This window comes from Acinetobacter sp. ANC 3903, from assembly GCF_002135315.1.
Classification (GTDB): domain Bacteria; phylum Pseudomonadota; class Gammaproteobacteria; order Pseudomonadales; family Moraxellaceae; genus Acinetobacter.
Genome location: NZ_NEGA01000021.1, coordinates 1 through 17,888, shown reverse-complemented (window position 1 = coordinate 17,888; position 17,888 = coordinate 1). Strand labels below are relative to the sequence as shown.

Below are 17,888 nucleotides of genomic sequence, written 5' to 3'. Positions count from 1 at the left end.
CTTTCCTCTTTCTCCCTTTTAGCTCAAACTTCTGCTTTTTCTTGCTCAAGCTTTTCTATTTCAGCTCTGCGCTCAGCTATAAGTTTGTAGAAATCTTGCTGCCAAGGGCCTTTATGAATCCAACCATAAAATTCAGTCCAACCAGGGTGACCACCAAGAATTCCATAAACCTCAATACAACCATGTGGCGCATTAATTCCCCGGGTTTAATCTGAAAACCTTCAGGAACGACAAATATTTGGAATGTTTGTCCACGAGCATGGTGATGAGAAAGAAGGTAGAGATTCCCATACTGAGCAGATTTAAATAAACCTGCATATTCATGTGCACCATTCATTTCCCCACCTCCATCTGAAACTTAACTACCTGCACAGTTTGACGATCTGCATCATCTGAACAGCTGCGAACTGTAAATAGGGTTGAAACAACGGTGATGCCAATTAAAGAAATAGCAGCAAACTCTTTTAAAACCGCCTTAACCTTGGCAACTTTATTTGCCTTAGCAATCTGCTCACTTGATGGTGGCTGTTGGTAAAGAATCCCTGTTGATGGGATGTGGCCAAATACTGGGGTTTGACTATCCAAAGATATGAAGTTGTGCGATGCCACAGATCAGGCTGAAGTGTATATACGGAAGCCAAAGAATTGAATTTAAGAGCTCACTAAATAGTGGGTTTTTTTAATGCCCTGAGAAATGTTCTGTGTAAGCAATATCAGGGTACCTTATGGCGGCTTCCCCTATTCGTAGTGGTTTAAGATTAATTGCCGCCACTAGATTTTTTTTGATCACAAATTTATATAAAAAATTTACAACACAGAAAGATGGCACTTCTATAATTCTTTGGAAAAAAATAAAAAGAGTTATTGGAAATGTCTAAAATTTTTATATTAAAAGAAGTAAAAGCTATAAGTCGTTGTGGTATGAAGATAGTGGTAAAGCGGGTGTTTGAAAAGATTTTCAATGAATACGGAACAAAACCTGTATGTGTACCTTTGCCTCAAATAGTGATTAATGAAAAGGTGATTGGTCTAAATGATGAAAATACTTTTATTCATCCTGGAACAAAAAAAGAGTTCAGGGTGACAAAAAATGAAGTAATGTTTAAATCAAAGTTGCCATACCTTAAAAAGAAAAATAACCCAAAGTAGACGAGTAAAAACAGTTCCTGTGCATTCTCTATACGTTGTAAATCAAAGCATGGTGATATATTTTTTTTGCTCCAAAGAGAAAGTGCAATAAAAATAAAAAAGATGATACCCCGTACTAGTCCGCTTAGCTTCCCCAGGTTAAGTGGACTTTTTTAATATTTAACAAATCATTAATTATGTTTTTATAATATATTGATTTATTTTGTATTATCTTAATTTTTGGAATATTCAGCCAGTGAAAACTATTTGAATAGTGTACAAAATAACCAATAGAAACTGCTGTAGTTTCTGAATGACCTCCCAAGGTCCTTAGTTTATAAGCCCACATCACTTTCCTTGAGTGGGCTTTTTTTTGCATGCGGGAAAGCTGTAGACCTTATTTAATTCCAATTCCCAATAGTACTGTAGGTTTAGATTGTGAGTTGGGTGTAGGGAATTCAGTTAACAAGATGGTGGGGTATGATTAAGAGAATTATCAAATCTATTTTTTGTAAGCATGATTACAAGCTGATTCGAACTATTCATGGGGATCAGATGAACCATTTAAATGCTCGCAGTGAGTGGCAATGTGGAAAGTGTAAATGGATTACATATGGTCGCTACTTAGATCGAATTAAATAAATCCTGTTTCACCATAATTAAAATATCCTGATGGTACCTTCATATATTTTTAACTAGAAATACATTTGTGAAGGGACCATATCGTTGAGGGTAATATATGCTCCGATTCTTAATGTATTTATTCGGCCTGCATGGTGCGACAGAAATCGATTACACGATTGATGATGAAGAAATTAAAGTGTGGCGGGATTGTTTGAAAGAGGTTAAGTAATAATTGATTAAAAAAAATGCGATTAATTAAATTAATAATCATGTTTTTTATTATTTTAATAATCTTGAAATAATTTAATTCTATATTCAGTGAAAACAAATAATAACTCCAAAAATTCTAAGGTATTAGTAGAATTAGGCCTGTTTAATTTGGGAGAGTTAAGCAGGTTTTTTATTGAAGATTTTTATATTTTGTCGAAAGTATTACGACATATAAGCCTCGTCATTCATATGTCGGGGCTTTTCTTTTTCTAGGATATGTATAAAAACCAAGGTATGAGAATACTCTGGTTTTTATTTATAAACTTTCATTTTTTATAGATTTGGTAGTTTTTGCTATTCATATATTTTAAATACATATTTATAATGCGCCAACGAATTGAAACGCTGTAGTTTCTCTTGTTTTAGTCCTATGCATCCCTCGCATGGGACTTTTTTTTGGAAAAAATTATGCTCCAATTCTTAATGTGTTTATTCGGCCTGCATGGTGCCACTGAAATCGATTACACGGTTGATGATGAAGAAATCCAGGTGTGCCGGGATTGCTTGAAAGAAGTTGAATAATACCAAACCAGATAACATAAGCCTGATCATTAATTTGATTGGGCTTTTTTATTGGCTAAAGGATAATGAATCAATGAAAACAAAACTACTAACAGTTGGCTCTTGATGTGTGCAATTGGAGCTGTAGGTTGTTCACGTGATGCTCAAGTTGCTTCGCGTAAATTGTCATATGCCAAGATCGCCGTATTGTTTTCCACAATTGGCATCACTGGTGAATACATCTAAACAATTGAAGGTAAGTGTTCTTTTGATCCAGTTGGTGAGCGCAAAGTTGATGTGACTTGTAAGACTGGTGCGGATGAGTTCAAGAAACACTCATGAGGTATTTCCGATAATGTCACTTATTTCTCCGAGCAACTTAATAGCAAAGGTGTGAGTACATATCGCTATAAAGTTGATTTCAGACCAAGTACTGTAATTCCAGACGTTGATTTGAAATTACCAAAGTAACTTTTGCCGGACGTATTTAGTAGCAATGATATTTTTAGTACTTATAAAATAAGAAAATTTTAAATCTATCTGCCAAAAATTTTGATAATTGTTGCATATAAAACAGTAGTTCAACATTTTTTAGAAAAAAATAAGCAAGGCGCTGTATGCCTATTAAATAAGTGATTGATATTATTGATAATGATATTTGGCACATAAATTGAAATAGATACTGCAATATTTATTCAAGTCTCACATTGTTTTTACAAACGATATGAGGAGGAAGTTTTGCAGAATGTCGGCATCTATGCACAGTCTTATTTCTTTGTTGGCTTATCACGCACAACTTAGACCGAAAGCAATAGCACTCAGACATAAAAAATTAGGTCGATGGGAGCAATGGACCTGGCATGAATTACTGAAAAGAAGCGAAAAATATGCATCAGCATTGGATAAATTGGGTTTAAAAAAAGATCAGGTTTTTTTAATTTGTAGTAGTCCCAATGTTGATATTGTTGCAATCAGTCTGGCCATACAGGCATTAGGTGGAAAGGTTCAATTATTTGATCAAAGCTTTGAAAATTCCATTAAGCATGATTTTGTCAAATATTTAGCAGCATTAAAACCTGACTATATTTTAGTTGAGCAATTGGAGTGGCTGGTCTCAATCGAGTCTTTAAATTGCGATCCAGCGTATATTTTTTATCTTGAACAAAATAATCTGAAGCAGATTCAGCACGAACATATTGTCGACTTGACAAGTTTGCTAGCTGAAAATAAAACGCCATTGATTGATTTTAACAGTATAAATATTCCAGCTTCACAAATTGCATTTAGTTTTGAACATTTTGAAAACAATCAAAGATTCAGTATTGATTACTCACATCAAGATCTAATTCAGGAAGCAGAGTTACTGGTTCAAACCCATGAGCTAAATGAAGATGAAGAAGCATTTATTGCTCGAGCATTTTCAAGTATTGGGCATATTCGTTATTTGTGGTCAGCATGGTTACTTGCTGGATTCAGCTTAAATATTCCTGAGACTTTGCAAACACGGGATCAGGATAGACAAGTTATCGCACCTACCTTGGTACTTGGAACGAAGTCAACTTATGAGCGTGTTGAACAGCTCATTATTCAACGTTTGCCACAATCAGGCAGTTGGCTCAGAAAAGCTTATTACACTGTATTACTGCAAGCTCAGCAGCAGTTACCGTTGAGTCTTCTCCAAAAAATTCTTCTTGGATTATTCAAACGAGCCATTTTGGAAGAGTTAGGATTTTCTCGATTAAAAACAGCTTTGATTGTAGGAGAAGGGCTTGATGAAATTACTCAACGTTTTTACGAAAACTTGGGCGTAAAAGTAGAGTATTGGGGACAGCAGGCAGAATGGAATATCACCCAGTTTGCTGACTTTAATCATGAGACAACAGTAATTTCAGTCAGCGTAGTGCAGTAGGAGATGAGTATGACATCAATCACTACGACCTATCTAGAAGTCAAGGATATTGATCTGGCTTTTGGCACATCTCAAATCCTGAAAAAACTGAGTTTTAAGGTAGATAAAGGACATATTTGTTCTTTGATCGGGCCGAACGGTGCAGGAAAAAGTTCTGTTATCAACATTATTAATGGTATTTACCAGCCACAGTCGGGCCAGATTATTTTATCTGGAAAAATGCTTAATCACTATAAAGCGAAGCATGCACCGCATTTAGGAATTGCTCGAACCTTTCAAAATCTGGCTTTATTTAAACAAATGTCGGTATTGGATAATGTCTTGGCGGGGCGAGTATTAAAAAGTAAGTATTCGTTATTTGCTGCAATTTTATCGTTACCACAAGCTAAAAAAAATGATGATGAGCAGCGTCATAAAGTCGAAGAAATTTTAAAGCTGCTTAATTTACAGGAATATCGTGAGCAGATTGTCAGTACCTTATCGTATGGCTTGCAAAAAAGGGTTGAACTAGCACGTGCTTTGGCAGCTGAACCTGAGTTATTGCTTTTGGATGAGCCAATGGCGGGTATGAATCATGAAGAGAAGCAAAGTATTGCTAATTTTATTCAAAAGATAAACCAGCGTTTGGGAATCACTATTTTAATGATTGAGCATGATTTAGGTGTGGTTATGAATATTTCTGATCACATTGTTGTACTGGACTATGGGCAAAAAATTGCAGACGGCTCAGCAGCAGATATTCAGGCACATCCAGAGGTGTTGAGTGCTTATCTGGGGATGCAAGAGATTGACGCCAGTTAAATACTTAAAAATTCATTAAAAAATTAAGGTCTATTTCATGTCTTTCTTTCTTGAAGTATTACTCGGTGGGACTTTCGCAGGGGTTATGTACTCTTTAGTCGCCATCGGTTTTGTGTTGATTTATCGTGCATCTGGAGTATTTAACTTTGCTCAGGGAGCGTTAGTACTTTTTGCTGCATTGACCTTTGTTAATTTAACAGAGCTCGGCATTCCATTCTTTGTCGCATTCATTGTGACTTTATTCTCGATTTTTATTTTAGTTTTGCTGATTGATGCATTGATTTTACGGCATTTGATTAACCGCTCTGTGATTACCTTATTTATGGCAACGCTGGGATTAAGCTATGTCATTGAGGGTGTAGCACAAACCCTATGGGGAACACAGGTTCATGGTCTAGATCTGGGAATTTCTGACACTCCTATTGATGTCTTTGGAATTATGCTCAGCAAATTTGATCTTTTTGCGACTGCGATAGCAGGAAGTTTAGTCATCATTTTATCTTTACTTTTTAGCAAGACGCGTTTTGGTATTTCCCTTAGAGCAGTTGCTGATGATCCACTTGCAGCTCAGTCAATTGGGATTCAGCTCAATAAAATTTGGATTCTCGTCTGGACTGTAGCAGGCTTTGTTGCATTAGTTGCAGGCCTATTGTGGGGAGCTCGTTTAGGTGTGCAATTCTCATTATCACTGGTTGTACTGAAAGCATTACCGGTATTGATCATCGGTGGCTTTACTTCAATTTCAGGCGCTATTGTGGCAGGGCTTATTGTTGGTGCAAGTGAAAAGCTCGCAGAAATCTATTTAGGCGGATTAATTGGTTCAGGTATAGAAAACTGGTTCCCATACTTGCTCGCCATCCTGTTCCTATTGGTACGACCAACAGGCTTGTTCGGTCAGCAGCAAGTTGCGAGGGTCTAATATATGTTTCTTTTTAGTCAATCAGGACAATATCCTCAGCATTATCAAGATGAACAGCGTATTTTTCGTTTAAAAGAACATCGCATTTTGTTCTATTTTGGTCTGTTAATCGCTTTTGTCTTCCTGCCTTTTGTGGGTTCGGACTATTTGTTTAATGCCATTTTAGTCCCTTATTTAGTTTTGGCATTAGCAGGGTTAGGGTTAAATATTTTGACCGGCTATGCAGGGCAATTGTCATTAGGATCTGCGGCGTTTATGGCTGTGGGAGCATTTGCAACTTATAACCTGGAGTTACGTGTTCCTCAATTGCCGTTACTGCTGAGTATTCTCTTGGGGGGACTTATTTCAGCTCTCTTTGGGATTTTGGTGGGTTTGCCTAGTTTGAGAATTAAAGGATTTTATTTAATTGTTTCTACGTTGGCTGCTCAATTTTTTGTTCCCTGGTTATTCACGCAGTATGGCTGGTTCACTAATCACAATGCTTCAGGGGTGATTTCTGTCCCACCTATGGAAATATTGGGTTATTCGCTGAGTAGTCCGGCTGAACATTATCTGCTGACATTGAGCATTGTGGTCGTACTGACTTTTTTAGCCCGCAATCTTATCCAAAGTCAATATGGGCGGAATTTTAGAGCCGTCCGAGACATGGAAACAGCTGCCGTCACTATTGGTATTCCAGTCGGAAGAACCAAGTTACTAGCATTTGCCATCAGTTCCTTTTATCTCGGAATTGCCGGTGCACTGTGGGCCTTTGCCTATCTTGGAACAATTGAAGCGAATGGACTTGATCTGAACCGCTCATTTCAAATTCTATTCATCATTATTATTGGTGGGCTAGGCAGTTTAGCAGGCAGCTTCTATGGTGCAGCTTTTATTGTATTGCTTCCGATTTTTTTGAGTGTATTTGGCCAAGCTATTTTTGGTCAGGGGATTGACCAGGCGCTATTACAAAATCTGCAAAAAATTATTTTTGGTGCTTTGATTATTTATTTCCTTATCAAAGAGCCTGAAGGTCTGAGCCGTTTATTACGCACGCTTTATCAGCGATTAAGAGCCTGGCCATTACGTTATTAATTACTTTGAATGAATTCCATTGATTTACTTATCTATTTAGAGGCATAAAATGAAATTGTTTAAATCCTTATGGTTCTGGTTGGTTGCTATTGCGATCATCCTTGTAATCATTGTTTTGGTCACCAAAAAGGATAAACCTGAACAACCATTAGAAAAAGCACCAGCACAGGCACAAGCAACTGCTGTAGAACCAGCACAATTGTCTGATCAGAATGCACAATATTTCCCATTACAGAGTTACCGTGTTGGCCCTTATGCATCAGGTGGAACAGGTTTCTTTGGCGGCTTTATTGATTATCTCAAAGCGATTAATGCCAAAGGCGGTGTGAATGGTGTAAAGATGGTCTGGTCAGAATGTGAAACCGAATATGTTGTTGAAAAAGGGGTTGAGTGCTATGAACGCTTGAAAAAAGGTTTAAATGGAGCACCAGCAGCAGCAACCAATCCATTATCTGTGGGAATTGCCTATGCAACACTAGAACGTTCTACAAAAGACAAATTGCCGTTGATTACCATTAACCATGGTCGTACAGATTCTACAGATGGTCGTGTTTTCCCTTATGTATTTCCCTTGCAGTTAAACCCCTACAGTGAAGTATCTGCGATTGTGAATTATTTAGGACAACAAAGTGGTGGTATTGAAAATCTTAAAGGCAAGAAAATTGTCGTGCTTTACCATGGATCACCTTATGGTAAAGAAACAATCCCTGTAATTGATATTTTATCTAAAAAATATGGTTTTGAAGTCACCCATATTGAAGTACCACATCCTGGTAATGAGCAACAATCACAATGGTTGAACATTCGACGCATTCAGCCAGATTGGGTTATTTTACGGGGCTGGGGGGTAATGAATCCAGTTGCCTTAAAAACGGCACAAAAAGTTGGCTATCCAACAAATAAAATTATTGGGAATATCTGGTCAAACTCTGAAGAAGATGCAGCGCCAGCAGGTAATGCTGCAAATGGCTTTATTTCTATCACCACCCATCCATCAGGAACTAATTTTCCAGTATTACAAGAAATCAAATCTTTAGTTTTAGATAAAGGCCAGTCAGACTTAGCTGATAAAAAACGTTTTGGTACGGTTTATTATAACCTTGGCGTTGTGAATGGTATTTTAAATGTAGAAGCTGTTCGTGTAGCTCAAGAAAAATTTGGTAAGCGTCCTTTAACGGGTGAAGAAGTTCGCTGGGGCTTTGAAAACATCCATTTAACAGATGAGCGTTTAAAAGAACTTGGTGCTTATGGTTTGGTACAACCTCTAAAACTGTCCTGTGAAGATCACGAAGGTGGTGGAGCAGTGCGTTTCCAACAATGGGATGGCCAAGCATGGAAAGTGATTAGTGACTGGGTACAGGCAGATCGTGAATTATTGCGCCCTATCATTGAAAAATCATCACAACAATATGCTAAAGAACAGGGTATTACTGTCCGGAACTGTGCTACTGAAGATTAAGAGAGGGATTGCGGCATGTCCGGATTATCAAACACGATTGAATCAGCCAAAACTGGCCCGCTATTAAATGTCAAAGATATTGAAGTTGTTTATGAAGAAAGCATTTTAGCTGTAAAACAAGTCAGTTTGACTGTACCTAAAGGTTCAGTTGTAGCCTTATTAGGTGCAAATGGCGCAGGGAAAAGCACGACACTCAAAGCAATATCGCAGCTGATTTTTGCAGATAATGGAAAAATTCAGCAAGGTGAGATCGAATATCAGGGAGAGTCAATCCGTGGTAAAAATCCGAGTGATATTGTGAAAAAAGGCTTGGTTCAAGTTCTTGAAGGCAGGCATTGTTTTGCACATTTAACAGTGGATGAAAATCTACGGACAGGCGGCTTTATACAACACTTATCTACGAAAAAACTCAATCAGGCTTTGGAAAAAATTTATCATTATTTTCCAAGGCTGGCTGATAAAAAGCAGACATTAGCTGGTTATACTTCAGGTGGAGAACAACAAATGTTGGCCATCGGTCGGGCATTGATGACTGAGCCTGAATTGGTTTTACTGGATGAACCATCTATGGGATTAGCACCAAAAATCAGTTATGAAATTTTCGAGTTAATTCAACAATTACGTCAGCAGCAAGGTACAAGTTTTCTGGTTGCAGAGCAAAATATACGTTTGGCACTTGAATATACAGACTATGCTTATGTAATTGACAATGGATCAGTTTATGCTTCAGGCCAAACAAGGGAATTGTATGAAGCTGGCGAAATTCAAAAGGCCTATTTAGGTAAAGCAGTATGATTCTGTGGATAACAGTTCTTTAGGTCATATTTCAAGGTCACTTGAAATATGCTGCTAAGTTTTATAAAAAAGCGCTGATTTATCAGCGCTTTTTTTTTGTATGACAAAATAAATAAGTGTTGTTAGGGGAACACTATTCCAACAAATAATGTATTTAAGAAGAAATAGGTTTTAATATTATTTTATTTAAGTTATTGAAATATAAGTATAAATATATTGGCATGATTTTCGCGTATATAAACCTAAACGGAATACTGATTTATGTATTTTAAGCCCAATTCAGGTTATTTATGATGAGTTTAATATCTTCTTTTCACCCTTTAAAGCTAGTGGCTGTTACAGGCTCAGCTCAAACACCTTCAAAAACAGAAGCATTGGTCGATGCAATATTAGCCGAGTTACAGCAACACATTGATATCGAAATAAAATATGTAAAATTAAGTGAAATTGGTCATTTAGTGAATGGTGCCACCAGACGGGATTTGCTTGCAACTGAAGTTCAGCAGGCACTTGATCTTATTGAAACAGCAGATGCTTTGATTGTGGCTAGTCCAGTATACCGGGCTTCATATACGGGGTTATTTAAACATTTGTTCGACTATGTCGATCAATTTGCATTAGTTGATAAGCCAGTATTATTGGCTGCATCTGGGGGCAGTGAGCGTCATGCCTTAATGCTTGATCATCAATTTCGTCCCCTATTCAGCTTTTTTCAAGCCCAGATTTTACCTATAGGCGTGTTTGCAACAGACAAAGATTTCGAAAATTATCAAATCGTAGATCAATTATTAATTGAAAGAATCAAACTTGCTGTGAGCCGCTCAATTCCCCAATTATTATTTGCCAGCAATTTAGCTTTTAGTAGTAAAGATCAGGCTGAGAAAGATATTAAGCTTAATCAGTATATTAGCGATAATCGCACCCTGTTTTTTAAACATATTCCAAATTTAAAAGTGACCCAAAAGGTGGGTTAGTTCTTATCTATTTAATTTATTTTCTAATGATACAAATTAAGGAGTTTTAACATGGCTATAGAAAATACGAATAATTCTCACGACATCCGTTTTGCATATTGGGTGCCTAATGTTAGTGGTGGCCTTGTAGTCAGTAATATTGAACAACGTACTGAGTGGAATATTGATTATAACCGTCGTTTGGCACAGGTTGCAGAAAAAAGTGGTTTTGATTATGCATTGTCTCAAATCCGTTTTACTGCGGGTTATGGTGCTGAATTTCAGCATGAATCAGTTTCATTCAGTCATGCAATTTTGGCTGCAACTGAAAAATTAAAAGTCATTGCAGCTATTTTACCTGGTCCTTGGAAACCCGCATTAGCTGCGAAACAGTTGGCAACAATTGATCATTTAACTCAAGGCCGTATCGCTATTAACGTAGTCAGTGGCTGGTTTCAGGGAGAGTTTGATGCGATTGGTGAAGAATGGCCTACGCATGATGAACGCTATGCCCGTTCTGAAGAGTTTATTCGCGCCTTAAAAGGAATCTGGACTCAAGATAACTTTAATTTTAAGGGTAAATATTATCAGTTCAAAGATTACACATTGAAGCCAAAACCATTGCAGCAACCGCACCCGGAAATCTTCCAAGGCGGGAGCTCACGTGCTGCACGAGATATGGCATCAAGAGTATCGGACTGGTACTTTACCAATGGAAATACGGTTGAAGGTATCGAAGCACAAATTCAAGATATTCGTGAAAAAGCTCAAAAAAATAATCATCAAGTCAAGATTGGTGTGAATGCTTTTATTATTGCTCGAGATACAGAAGAAGAAGCAAGAGCTGTTCTACAGGAAATCATAGATAAAGCCAATCCAGAAGCGGTTCATGCATTTGGTGATGCAACGCGTCAGGCTGGTGCAGCCAGTCCAGAGGGTGAAGGCAACTGGGCAAAATCAACTTTTGAAGACCTGGTGCAGTATAACGATGGTTTTAAAACCAATCTTATTGGAACACCGCAGCAAATTGCTGAGCGTATTGTTGCATTAAAAGCGGCGGGTGTAGATCTGATCTTGTCTGGTTTTTTACACTTTATTGAAGAAGTTGAATACTTTGGAGCAAAAGTTCTGCCTCTAGTGCGTGAACTGGAAGCACAAGAAAAAGAGCAAATTAAGGCAGCGGGTTAAAATTGGCCAAATCAACCATAAGAAAATTCTATTTTTAACATCTTGTTTAAAGATGTATACAGGAAGCAGATATGACAACTTTGCAAAATATTACTGATTTAAACCATAGTGCGGATTATGAAGTACTTGCACAAAAATATCGTCCCATTTTTACTAAAATTGCAGAAGGGACAGTACAGCGTGAACAGGATCGTATTTTACCTTTCGAGCAAATCAATTGGTTAAAAAAAGCAGGTTTTGGAGCAGTCCGTGTACCAGTTGAACAGGGAGGGGATGGTGCTTCTATTCCTCAATTGTTTAAGCTTTTAATTGAGTTGGCTAAAGCGGATTCCAATGTAACTCAAACATTGCGTGGTCATTTTGCATTCGTAGAAGATCGACTGAATGCGCATCGAGATATAGATCAGAGCCATTGGTTTCAGCGTTTTACTGATGGTGAAATCGTTGGTAATGCCTGGACAGAAGTTGGTCCGGTAAAAATTGGTGATGTGATTACCAAAGTCTTTCAGGAAGGTGAAAAATGGTTAGTCAGTGGGAAAAAATATTACACTACTGGCAGCATTTTTGCGGATTGGTTAGATTTATATGCTCAAGATGCTGATACGGGTGAATCTGTTATTGCTGCAACTCGTACAGCACAGCACGGGGTGAAAATTGAGGATGACTGGGATGGTTTTGGTCAACGAACTACGGGAAGCGGAACCACAACCTTATTGAATGCTGAAGTAGATGAGGTGATTTCCTTTAATACCAGATTCAAATATCAAACCGCATTTTATCAGTTATTTCATCTATCTACACTTGCAGGTATTGCACACGCAGCTGTTGAAGAATTTAGCCATCAAGTCCGCCAACGGACACGCGTGTTTAGTCATGGTAATGGAAGTCGTGTGGATCAGGATGTTCAAGTTTTGCAAGTCATTGGGAAGGCATCCGCTCAGGCCTATGCAGCTGAAGCTATAGCTTTGCAAGCTGCCAGAGCATCTCAGCAGGCATATCAATCACATTTTTCTCTGGATCAGGAATCGGAAAAACAAGCTAATCTTCTGGCCGAGATAGAATCTGCACAAGGACAAGTTGTAATTTCAGATTTAGTATTAGAGTTAACCAGTAATTTGTTTAATGCATTAAGTGCATCAGCAGCGAGTCGTGAAAAATCCTTAGATCGTTTCTGGCGTAATGCTCGTACAGTGTCTTCTCATAATCCACTTATTTATAAAGAAAAAATTATAGGGGACTGGGAAGTTAATGGAACAGAACCGGTTTATGTATGGCAAATAGGTGGTGGAAGTAAAGAATAGAATCAAAGTTCTCAATAGTAGAACATGCAGCTCTAGGTGAAAATCAGAGTTGCATGTTTAAAATTCCATGAATTTCAATTATTCTGCTCCACGTTTGCTCACAATGAGTTCACCTAATTCAATAAGACGTGATCTAATTACATTGCGGCTTAGTCCCAATAGTTGTGCTGTTTTAACCTGATTTTGATGACAATAATGATATGCAATGCGCAATAATTGATCTTCAAACTGAGCATAAACTTTCCCTTGATGTTGCTGGAATAGGCTATGAAAAACTTCTTTTAATTTTGGATCAATTACTGGTTCAATTTTATGTTCATCTAGCTTAGGTTGATGTGACTGTGAAGGTGATTTAAGCAGGCTAAGGTCATCACTTTCAATCATGTTATTTTGACAAATAAGCAGGGCATGATGAATCGCATTTTCTAATTCACGGATGTTGCCAGGCCATGAATATTTTCTGATTTTATCTTTTGCAGCATCTGAAAACTCAGCTTTATTATAACCAAGCTGGGCATGGTACTTATCAATGAAATGATAGGCTAGGGGTAAAATGTCCCCTTTACGTTCACGTAATGGTTTAATATTTAAAGTAATAACATTTAATCTATAATATAAATCTTCACGGAATTGGTCAGCGAGGATAGCCTGCTCCAGATTAACATTGGTTGCTGCCAGTACTCGAACATTGATGGGAATACTTTTACGTGAACCTAGCCGCACGACTTCACGTTCTTGTAGTACTCGAAGCAATTTGACTTGAATGCGTTTTGATAGGTCTCCAATTTCATCCAATAATAACGTTCCTCCATTTGCTGCCTCAAACCATCCAGCATTACTTGAAAGTGCTCCCGTAAATGCTCCTTTTTCATGGCCAAAAAGCTCACTTTCAACCAGTGTTTCTGAAAATGCACCGCAGTTGACTGCAATAAAAGGTTTATTTCTGCGATGACTATGATCATGTATTTGGCGTGCAATCAGCTCTTTGCCTGTACCGGTTTCCCCATGAATGAGTACACTGGCTTCACTTGGGGCTATTTGTTTAATATATTCCAGTAATTTTTTTGATTCAGGATCATGAAAAACCTGTGCTGTCGCTTTATGTGAATGGCTCCGTTCCTTAATTTCGGGTAGCGTAATAATATCCTGATGCATCTAATTTATTCCTTCTTCCATATACATGGACCGATCTGTTCTTTATGAGAGATTTGCTGAGTTTTAATATGATTATGAATAGAAGGATGCTTTGGGATAAATATCATTCAATGCCCATTGCCCCAAGTCCTTAATTTTATATTCCACGGGATCATGCAGACTTTGGGTTCGAACATTACGCCAAAAACGATCCAAGCATAAAGCAGCATGTGTGGCTCGGGCTCCTGTAACCTCAAAAATGCGATTACTGATGTCCAGGCTGGTACGAGTTGCCGCTACTTTTGCTGTAGCTACAGCCAGAGCAACCTCTCCACGTTGTGCTTCTGTTAAATTTTCAGCGATATCCCATGCCTGCTGTAATTTAGCGATAGCATTTTGATTAAGTAATTTTAATGACTCTAATGCTAACCAAAATTCACCATAATGACGCAATATATATGGGTCTTCATTTGCTTGATCAACACCTGATAAAAACCAGGCCTTAGATTCATTTCTTGTATAATGCTTGGCTTCTGTAAAAGCACCTTCTGCAACACCTAAAAACATGCTGACAAAAACCAGCTGGGCAATCAGAGGTCTAAGAGAAGAAAAAGGGGTACTTAACGGCCCAGGATCGAGCAGCATATCTTTAGCTTCGACACGTACGCGTTCAAAAATTGAACTCCCACTATCTGTTTGGCGTTGCCCAATATTATCCCAATCATGATAGAGTGTAATACCTGAACGGGAAGTAGGCACAGCAGCAATCAGTAATTTACCATTATTTTCATCAATGCCTGATGCAATCAACATCTCAGAATCTAAAGCACCAGAACAAAAACTTTTTTTCCCTGAAAATTCGTACCATCCATTTTGATGTTTAACAATTGTCCGCTTATCAAGTGGGTTTAAGGCATTACCCCAAAACCATGATTTTTCTGCAGTGACTTTATACCATCGTTGCCATTGTTGAGCATTGCCAAATAGGCGGATAGTTGCAAGTAATAAGTGATGAAAACCAAAGACATGAGCGATTGAACTGTCAGTCTGAGCAAAAATTCGGACAACATCAAAGGTATCTTTCCATGTACCTGAAAAACCACCAAATTCCTGAGGAATGGATAAAGCCAATAACCCACTTTGACGGATTAGATCTCGTTCATATTTTGGCGTACCACCAGTTCTATCTCGGTGTATAGCAGTTTGGGCGAACTGTTGAGCTAAAAATTGTGCAGATGGAATGACATCTGAAAGACTACAAAGACGATGACTCTTATTTAAAATATTCACAATTTTTTATCCTGTATTTGGGTTAGCATTAGGTTAGAAATATAAAGAGGATTTTCATTTCCAATTTTTGATATGAATTGAAATGAGGATCACATTATGAATCGTCACATGAACGTTCAGTTAGAATAAGAAAGCCGTACTATCCCAAAAGTATCCGCACTTAGATTTGTTCTAAGAAATTGCCTATTACCATAGGTAAGTAAAAAACAAAAAATATCCATACTTCATTCTCAAATTTATGATCTCATTTAAGCTGAGTACAAACATTATTAAAATTAAATAATTTTTAAATTCAATTATTTACAGTAAAATTGTGGCTCATTGGTATTCTCCGGAAGAATAAAATATTGATTTTCTGTTGAAACAGAAACACTTATTACGAACATTATAAAGAGTGTGGAATAAATCAGAGTAAAAAGGTAAATAATTAAATTTAATATTAATAGCAGTTAATATTATTGGTTTCTTATTATTAAAACTTATTTAATAGCCATTACTGAACTTATTTACTGATGTAATTATTGAAACATCATATATAGATCATTTTTTTCTTTATCAATATGATTATATTTGATAAATCGGTTTGCATTTAACTTATTTATTTTGAATTTTGGAGATTAATTTGGATATCGTAAAACATCCCGAATCTCGTCAACTGATGCGTACGGTGAAAGCCAGTGCATATGTATTTGAGGACCAAAATTCAAAACGGCTTATGTCTTATATCGAACAAATTGCCCCGAGTGAGGCGACTGCTCTGATTATTGGTGAAACAGGTACTGGTAAAGAGTTGGTTGCTCGAAAAATTCATTTACTTTCAAACCGAAAACATCAGCCTTTTGTCGCGGTGAATTGTGGGGCGTTGTCCGATACTTTGGCAGAAACAGAACTATTTGGACATGAAAAAGGTGCTTTTACCGGGGCAATTAACCAGCAAATTGGTTGGTTTGAAGCAGCACAGGGAGGAACGATTTTTTTAGATGAAATTGGAGATTTATCACCTAACATTCAAGTTAAACTCTTACGTATTTTACAAGAAAATGAAATCGTCCGTTTAGGTTCTCGAAAGACGCATAAGATTGATGTCCGGATAATTGCCGCAACAAATATTCGTCTTGAAGAAGCCGTATATGCTGGAAATTTTAGAGAAGATTTATATTTTAGATTAAAAGTCGCCTCTTTGAATATTTTGCCATTACGCTTACGTATAGGGGATATCCTTCCATTAGCACAACATTTTATTGATGATTACTCACAGAGTCTGAAACGTAAATCACCTGAATTGAGTCCAGAAGCTCAACAGTTATTGCAAGATTATCATTGGCCTGGAAATATTCGTGAATTAGAAAATGCCATACATCATGCTTTGCTGGTGTGTAAAAATGGTGTGATTCAAAGTTATGATTTTCAGCTATCTGGTTTCAAACATTCTTTGTTATCTAGTGAATACAATTTGTCTATTTATCAAAATTCGGATCAAACACTAAAACATATATTATTTAATTGGTTTGAGCAGGGCATTGAAGATCTTGATGAACAGTTTGAAGCAGAGATTACTGAAGCAGCTTATGAGTATTGTCATCAAAATCAATTACACACGGCTAAATTATTAGGTGTAAGCCGTAATATTATTCGAGCTAGGTTAATTAAACATGGCTTATTGTCACCGAATACACGTATACAAGCTTCCGCATAAAATACTGCTTTAAAATATTCATGACCTCAAGAGATTACTCTTGAGGTTTTTTTTATTGAGTATGAAATTACTATTTTTCAATAGATTGCATTTTTTACGAAAATTTAAGCTTTATAAAAAATTTCTTTCATAAATCATTTTAAAAACTAAAAATTGTTCTTAAAACCAAAATTGAAAATAGATTTTTAGCAAATATTGGATTCATGAGGGTGGCATGGATGCCACACGTTTCCCATCCCTTGCGCTGCATTTTAAAGCAGTGCTTAAAACTGGCTCAGGAAGTCGTGTATGGGAAACAAAAGGTTTTTCTTGCGGACTCAAAATATATTTTGAGATCCTCATTTTGACCTTTCAAAAGTAGAGAGATTGCCTACGAAAAGGTAAAAAACTAAATCAATAAAATGAGGCCGTGCTGATTTAAAAAATCTAATATTGAACATTTTTTGATTTATGAAAGAGATCTAAAATTCACAGAATATTTTGAGAGATACTGGTTTTCATCAATTTGATGATTTTTTTCATTTTATGATACACATTAATTTGTGCTGTTGAGTGGCTTTGTTGCATAAAGATTTTAAAGATAGAGCTTTCCTAAGTTGCTCAAATTTAAGTGACAACTTGGGTATGAGGTCTGCCTAATTCTGTAAATTTATTTAACACGGCTATACGTGCATGAACTTCATTGACCTGACTATCAAAACTCCTTGCGCTGAGTTTATCGCCTAATAATTTGATGCAATGCATCTTAGTTTCGACCAAACTTCGGCGATGCTAGCCTGACCATTTTTTCCATAATGTCCTGCCGAAACGTTTAACTGTTCGAAGTAATTCATTTCGCTCTCGCGA

General features: G+C 37.1%; 17 protein-coding genes and 1 pseudogene. 13 read left to right on the top strand and 5 right to left on the bottom strand.

Annotated elements, in window-relative coordinates:
- Positions 1 to 76: 76 nt before the first annotated feature.
- Together B9T29_RS14515 and B9T29_RS14510 are read right to left on the bottom strand one after the other, a co-directional pair.
- The gene (locus tag B9T29_RS14515) at positions 77 to 337 is read right to left on the bottom strand and encodes a hypothetical protein (RefSeq protein WP_086176608.1); all 261 of its coding nucleotides are present in this window, start codon (positions 335 to 337) and stop codon (positions 77 to 79) included.
- Positions 334 to 585: a hypothetical protein gene (locus tag B9T29_RS14510; protein WP_143223897.1), complete on the bottom strand. Its 252-nt coding sequence runs from the start codon at positions 583 to 585 to the stop codon at positions 334 to 336. Before B9T29_RS14510 ends, B9T29_RS14515 begins: the two co-directional genes overlap by 4 nt.
- A gap of 140 nt (positions 586 to 725) precedes the next feature.
- On the opposite strand from B9T29_RS14510, the gene B9T29_RS16320 reads away from it, so the two are divergent.
- From B9T29_RS16320 to B9T29_RS14450, 11 genes are all read left to right on the top strand, one after another.
- A complete protein-coding gene (locus B9T29_RS16320) occupies positions 726 to 878 on the top strand; it encodes a hypothetical protein (protein WP_171264065.1) in 153 nt (50 codons plus the stop codon).
- Entirely contained in the window at positions 871 to 1,149 is a 279-nt protein-coding gene (locus B9T29_RS14505) for a hypothetical protein (RefSeq protein WP_213033307.1), read from the top strand. Before B9T29_RS16320 ends, B9T29_RS14505 begins: the two co-directional genes overlap by 8 nt.
- Before the next feature lie 2,119 nt (positions 1,150 to 3,268).
- Complete coding sequence (locus B9T29_RS14490; protein WP_086176605.1) at positions 3,269 to 4,432, top strand: AMP-binding protein; 1,164 nt, start codon at positions 3,269 to 3,271, stop codon at positions 4,430 to 4,432.
- A 3-nt stretch (positions 4,433 to 4,435) separates the two neighbouring features.
- Positions 4,436 to 5,233, top strand: a complete 798-nt coding sequence (locus B9T29_RS14485; RefSeq protein WP_086176604.1) for an ABC transporter ATP-binding protein — start codon at positions 4,436 to 4,438, stop codon at positions 5,231 to 5,233.
- A 37-nt stretch (positions 5,234 to 5,270) separates the two neighbouring features.
- On the top strand, positions 5,271 to 6,152 hold the full coding sequence (locus B9T29_RS14480) for a branched-chain amino acid ABC transporter permease (protein ID WP_086176603.1): 882 nt from the start codon (positions 5,271 to 5,273) through the stop codon (positions 6,150 to 6,152).
- Positions 6,153 to 6,155: 3 nt separating this feature from the next.
- Positions 6,156 to 7,226 (top strand): branched-chain amino acid ABC transporter permease, encoded by a 1,071-nt coding sequence (locus B9T29_RS14475; protein ID WP_086176602.1) that lies wholly within the window; start codon positions 6,156 to 6,158, stop codon positions 7,224 to 7,226.
- Between the two features lie 49 nt (positions 7,227 to 7,275).
- Positions 7,276 to 8,685 carry an ABC transporter substrate-binding protein gene (locus B9T29_RS14470; protein ID WP_086176601.1) on the top strand — a complete coding sequence of 470 codons (1,410 nt, stop codon included), beginning with the start codon at positions 7,276 to 7,278 and terminating at the stop codon, positions 8,683 to 8,685.
- Between the two features lie 15 nt (positions 8,686 to 8,700).
- Entirely contained in the window at positions 8,701 to 9,480 is a 780-nt protein-coding gene (locus B9T29_RS14465; RefSeq protein ID WP_086176600.1) for an ABC transporter ATP-binding protein, read from the top strand.
- Between the two features lie 293 nt (positions 9,481 to 9,773).
- A complete protein-coding gene (gene msuE / locus B9T29_RS14460; RefSeq protein ID WP_086176599.1) occupies positions 9,774 to 10,454 on the top strand; it encodes an FMN reductase in 681 nt (226 codons plus the stop codon).
- Between the two features lie 51 nt (positions 10,455 to 10,505).
- Entirely contained in the window at positions 10,506 to 11,621 is a 1,116-nt protein-coding gene (gene sfnG / locus B9T29_RS14455) for a dimethylsulfone monooxygenase SfnG (RefSeq protein WP_086176598.1), read from the top strand.
- Positions 11,622 to 11,692: 71 nt separating this feature from the next.
- Positions 11,693 to 12,922, top strand: coding sequence for a monooxygenase (locus B9T29_RS14450; RefSeq protein WP_086176597.1), 1,230 nt, complete (start codon positions 11,693 to 11,695; stop codon positions 12,920 to 12,922).
- A 78-nt stretch (positions 12,923 to 13,000) separates the two neighbouring features.
- On the opposite strand, the gene B9T29_RS14445 is transcribed toward B9T29_RS14450, so the two are convergent.
- Both B9T29_RS14445 and B9T29_RS14440 read right to left on the bottom strand, forming a co-directional pair.
- Positions 13,001 to 14,077, bottom strand: coding sequence for a sigma-54 interaction domain-containing protein (locus B9T29_RS14445; RefSeq protein WP_086176596.1), 1,077 nt, complete (start codon positions 14,075 to 14,077; stop codon positions 13,001 to 13,003).
- A 72-nt stretch (positions 14,078 to 14,149) separates the two neighbouring features.
- Positions 14,150 to 15,346 (bottom strand): acyl-CoA dehydrogenase family protein, encoded by a 1,197-nt coding sequence (locus tag B9T29_RS14440; protein WP_086176595.1) that lies wholly within the window; start codon positions 15,344 to 15,346, stop codon positions 14,150 to 14,152.
- A 622-nt stretch (positions 15,347 to 15,968) separates the two neighbouring features.
- Between B9T29_RS14440 and B9T29_RS14435 the strand changes: the two genes are divergently transcribed.
- Complete coding sequence (locus B9T29_RS14435) at positions 15,969 to 17,042, top strand: sigma-54 interaction domain-containing protein (RefSeq protein ID WP_086176594.1); 1,074 nt, start codon at positions 15,969 to 15,971, stop codon at positions 17,040 to 17,042.
- A gap of 214 nt (positions 17,043 to 17,256) precedes the next feature.
- Complete coding sequence (locus B9T29_RS16315) at positions 17,257 to 17,403, top strand: hypothetical protein (RefSeq protein ID WP_171264064.1); 147 nt, start codon at positions 17,257 to 17,259, stop codon at positions 17,401 to 17,403.
- 245 nt (positions 17,404 to 17,648) lie between these two features.
- Here the strand turns inward: B9T29_RS16315 and B9T29_RS16635 are convergent.
- Positions 17,649 to 17,888 (bottom strand): annotated as a pseudogene (locus B9T29_RS16635) (IS5/IS1182 family transposase); the annotation flags it as partial.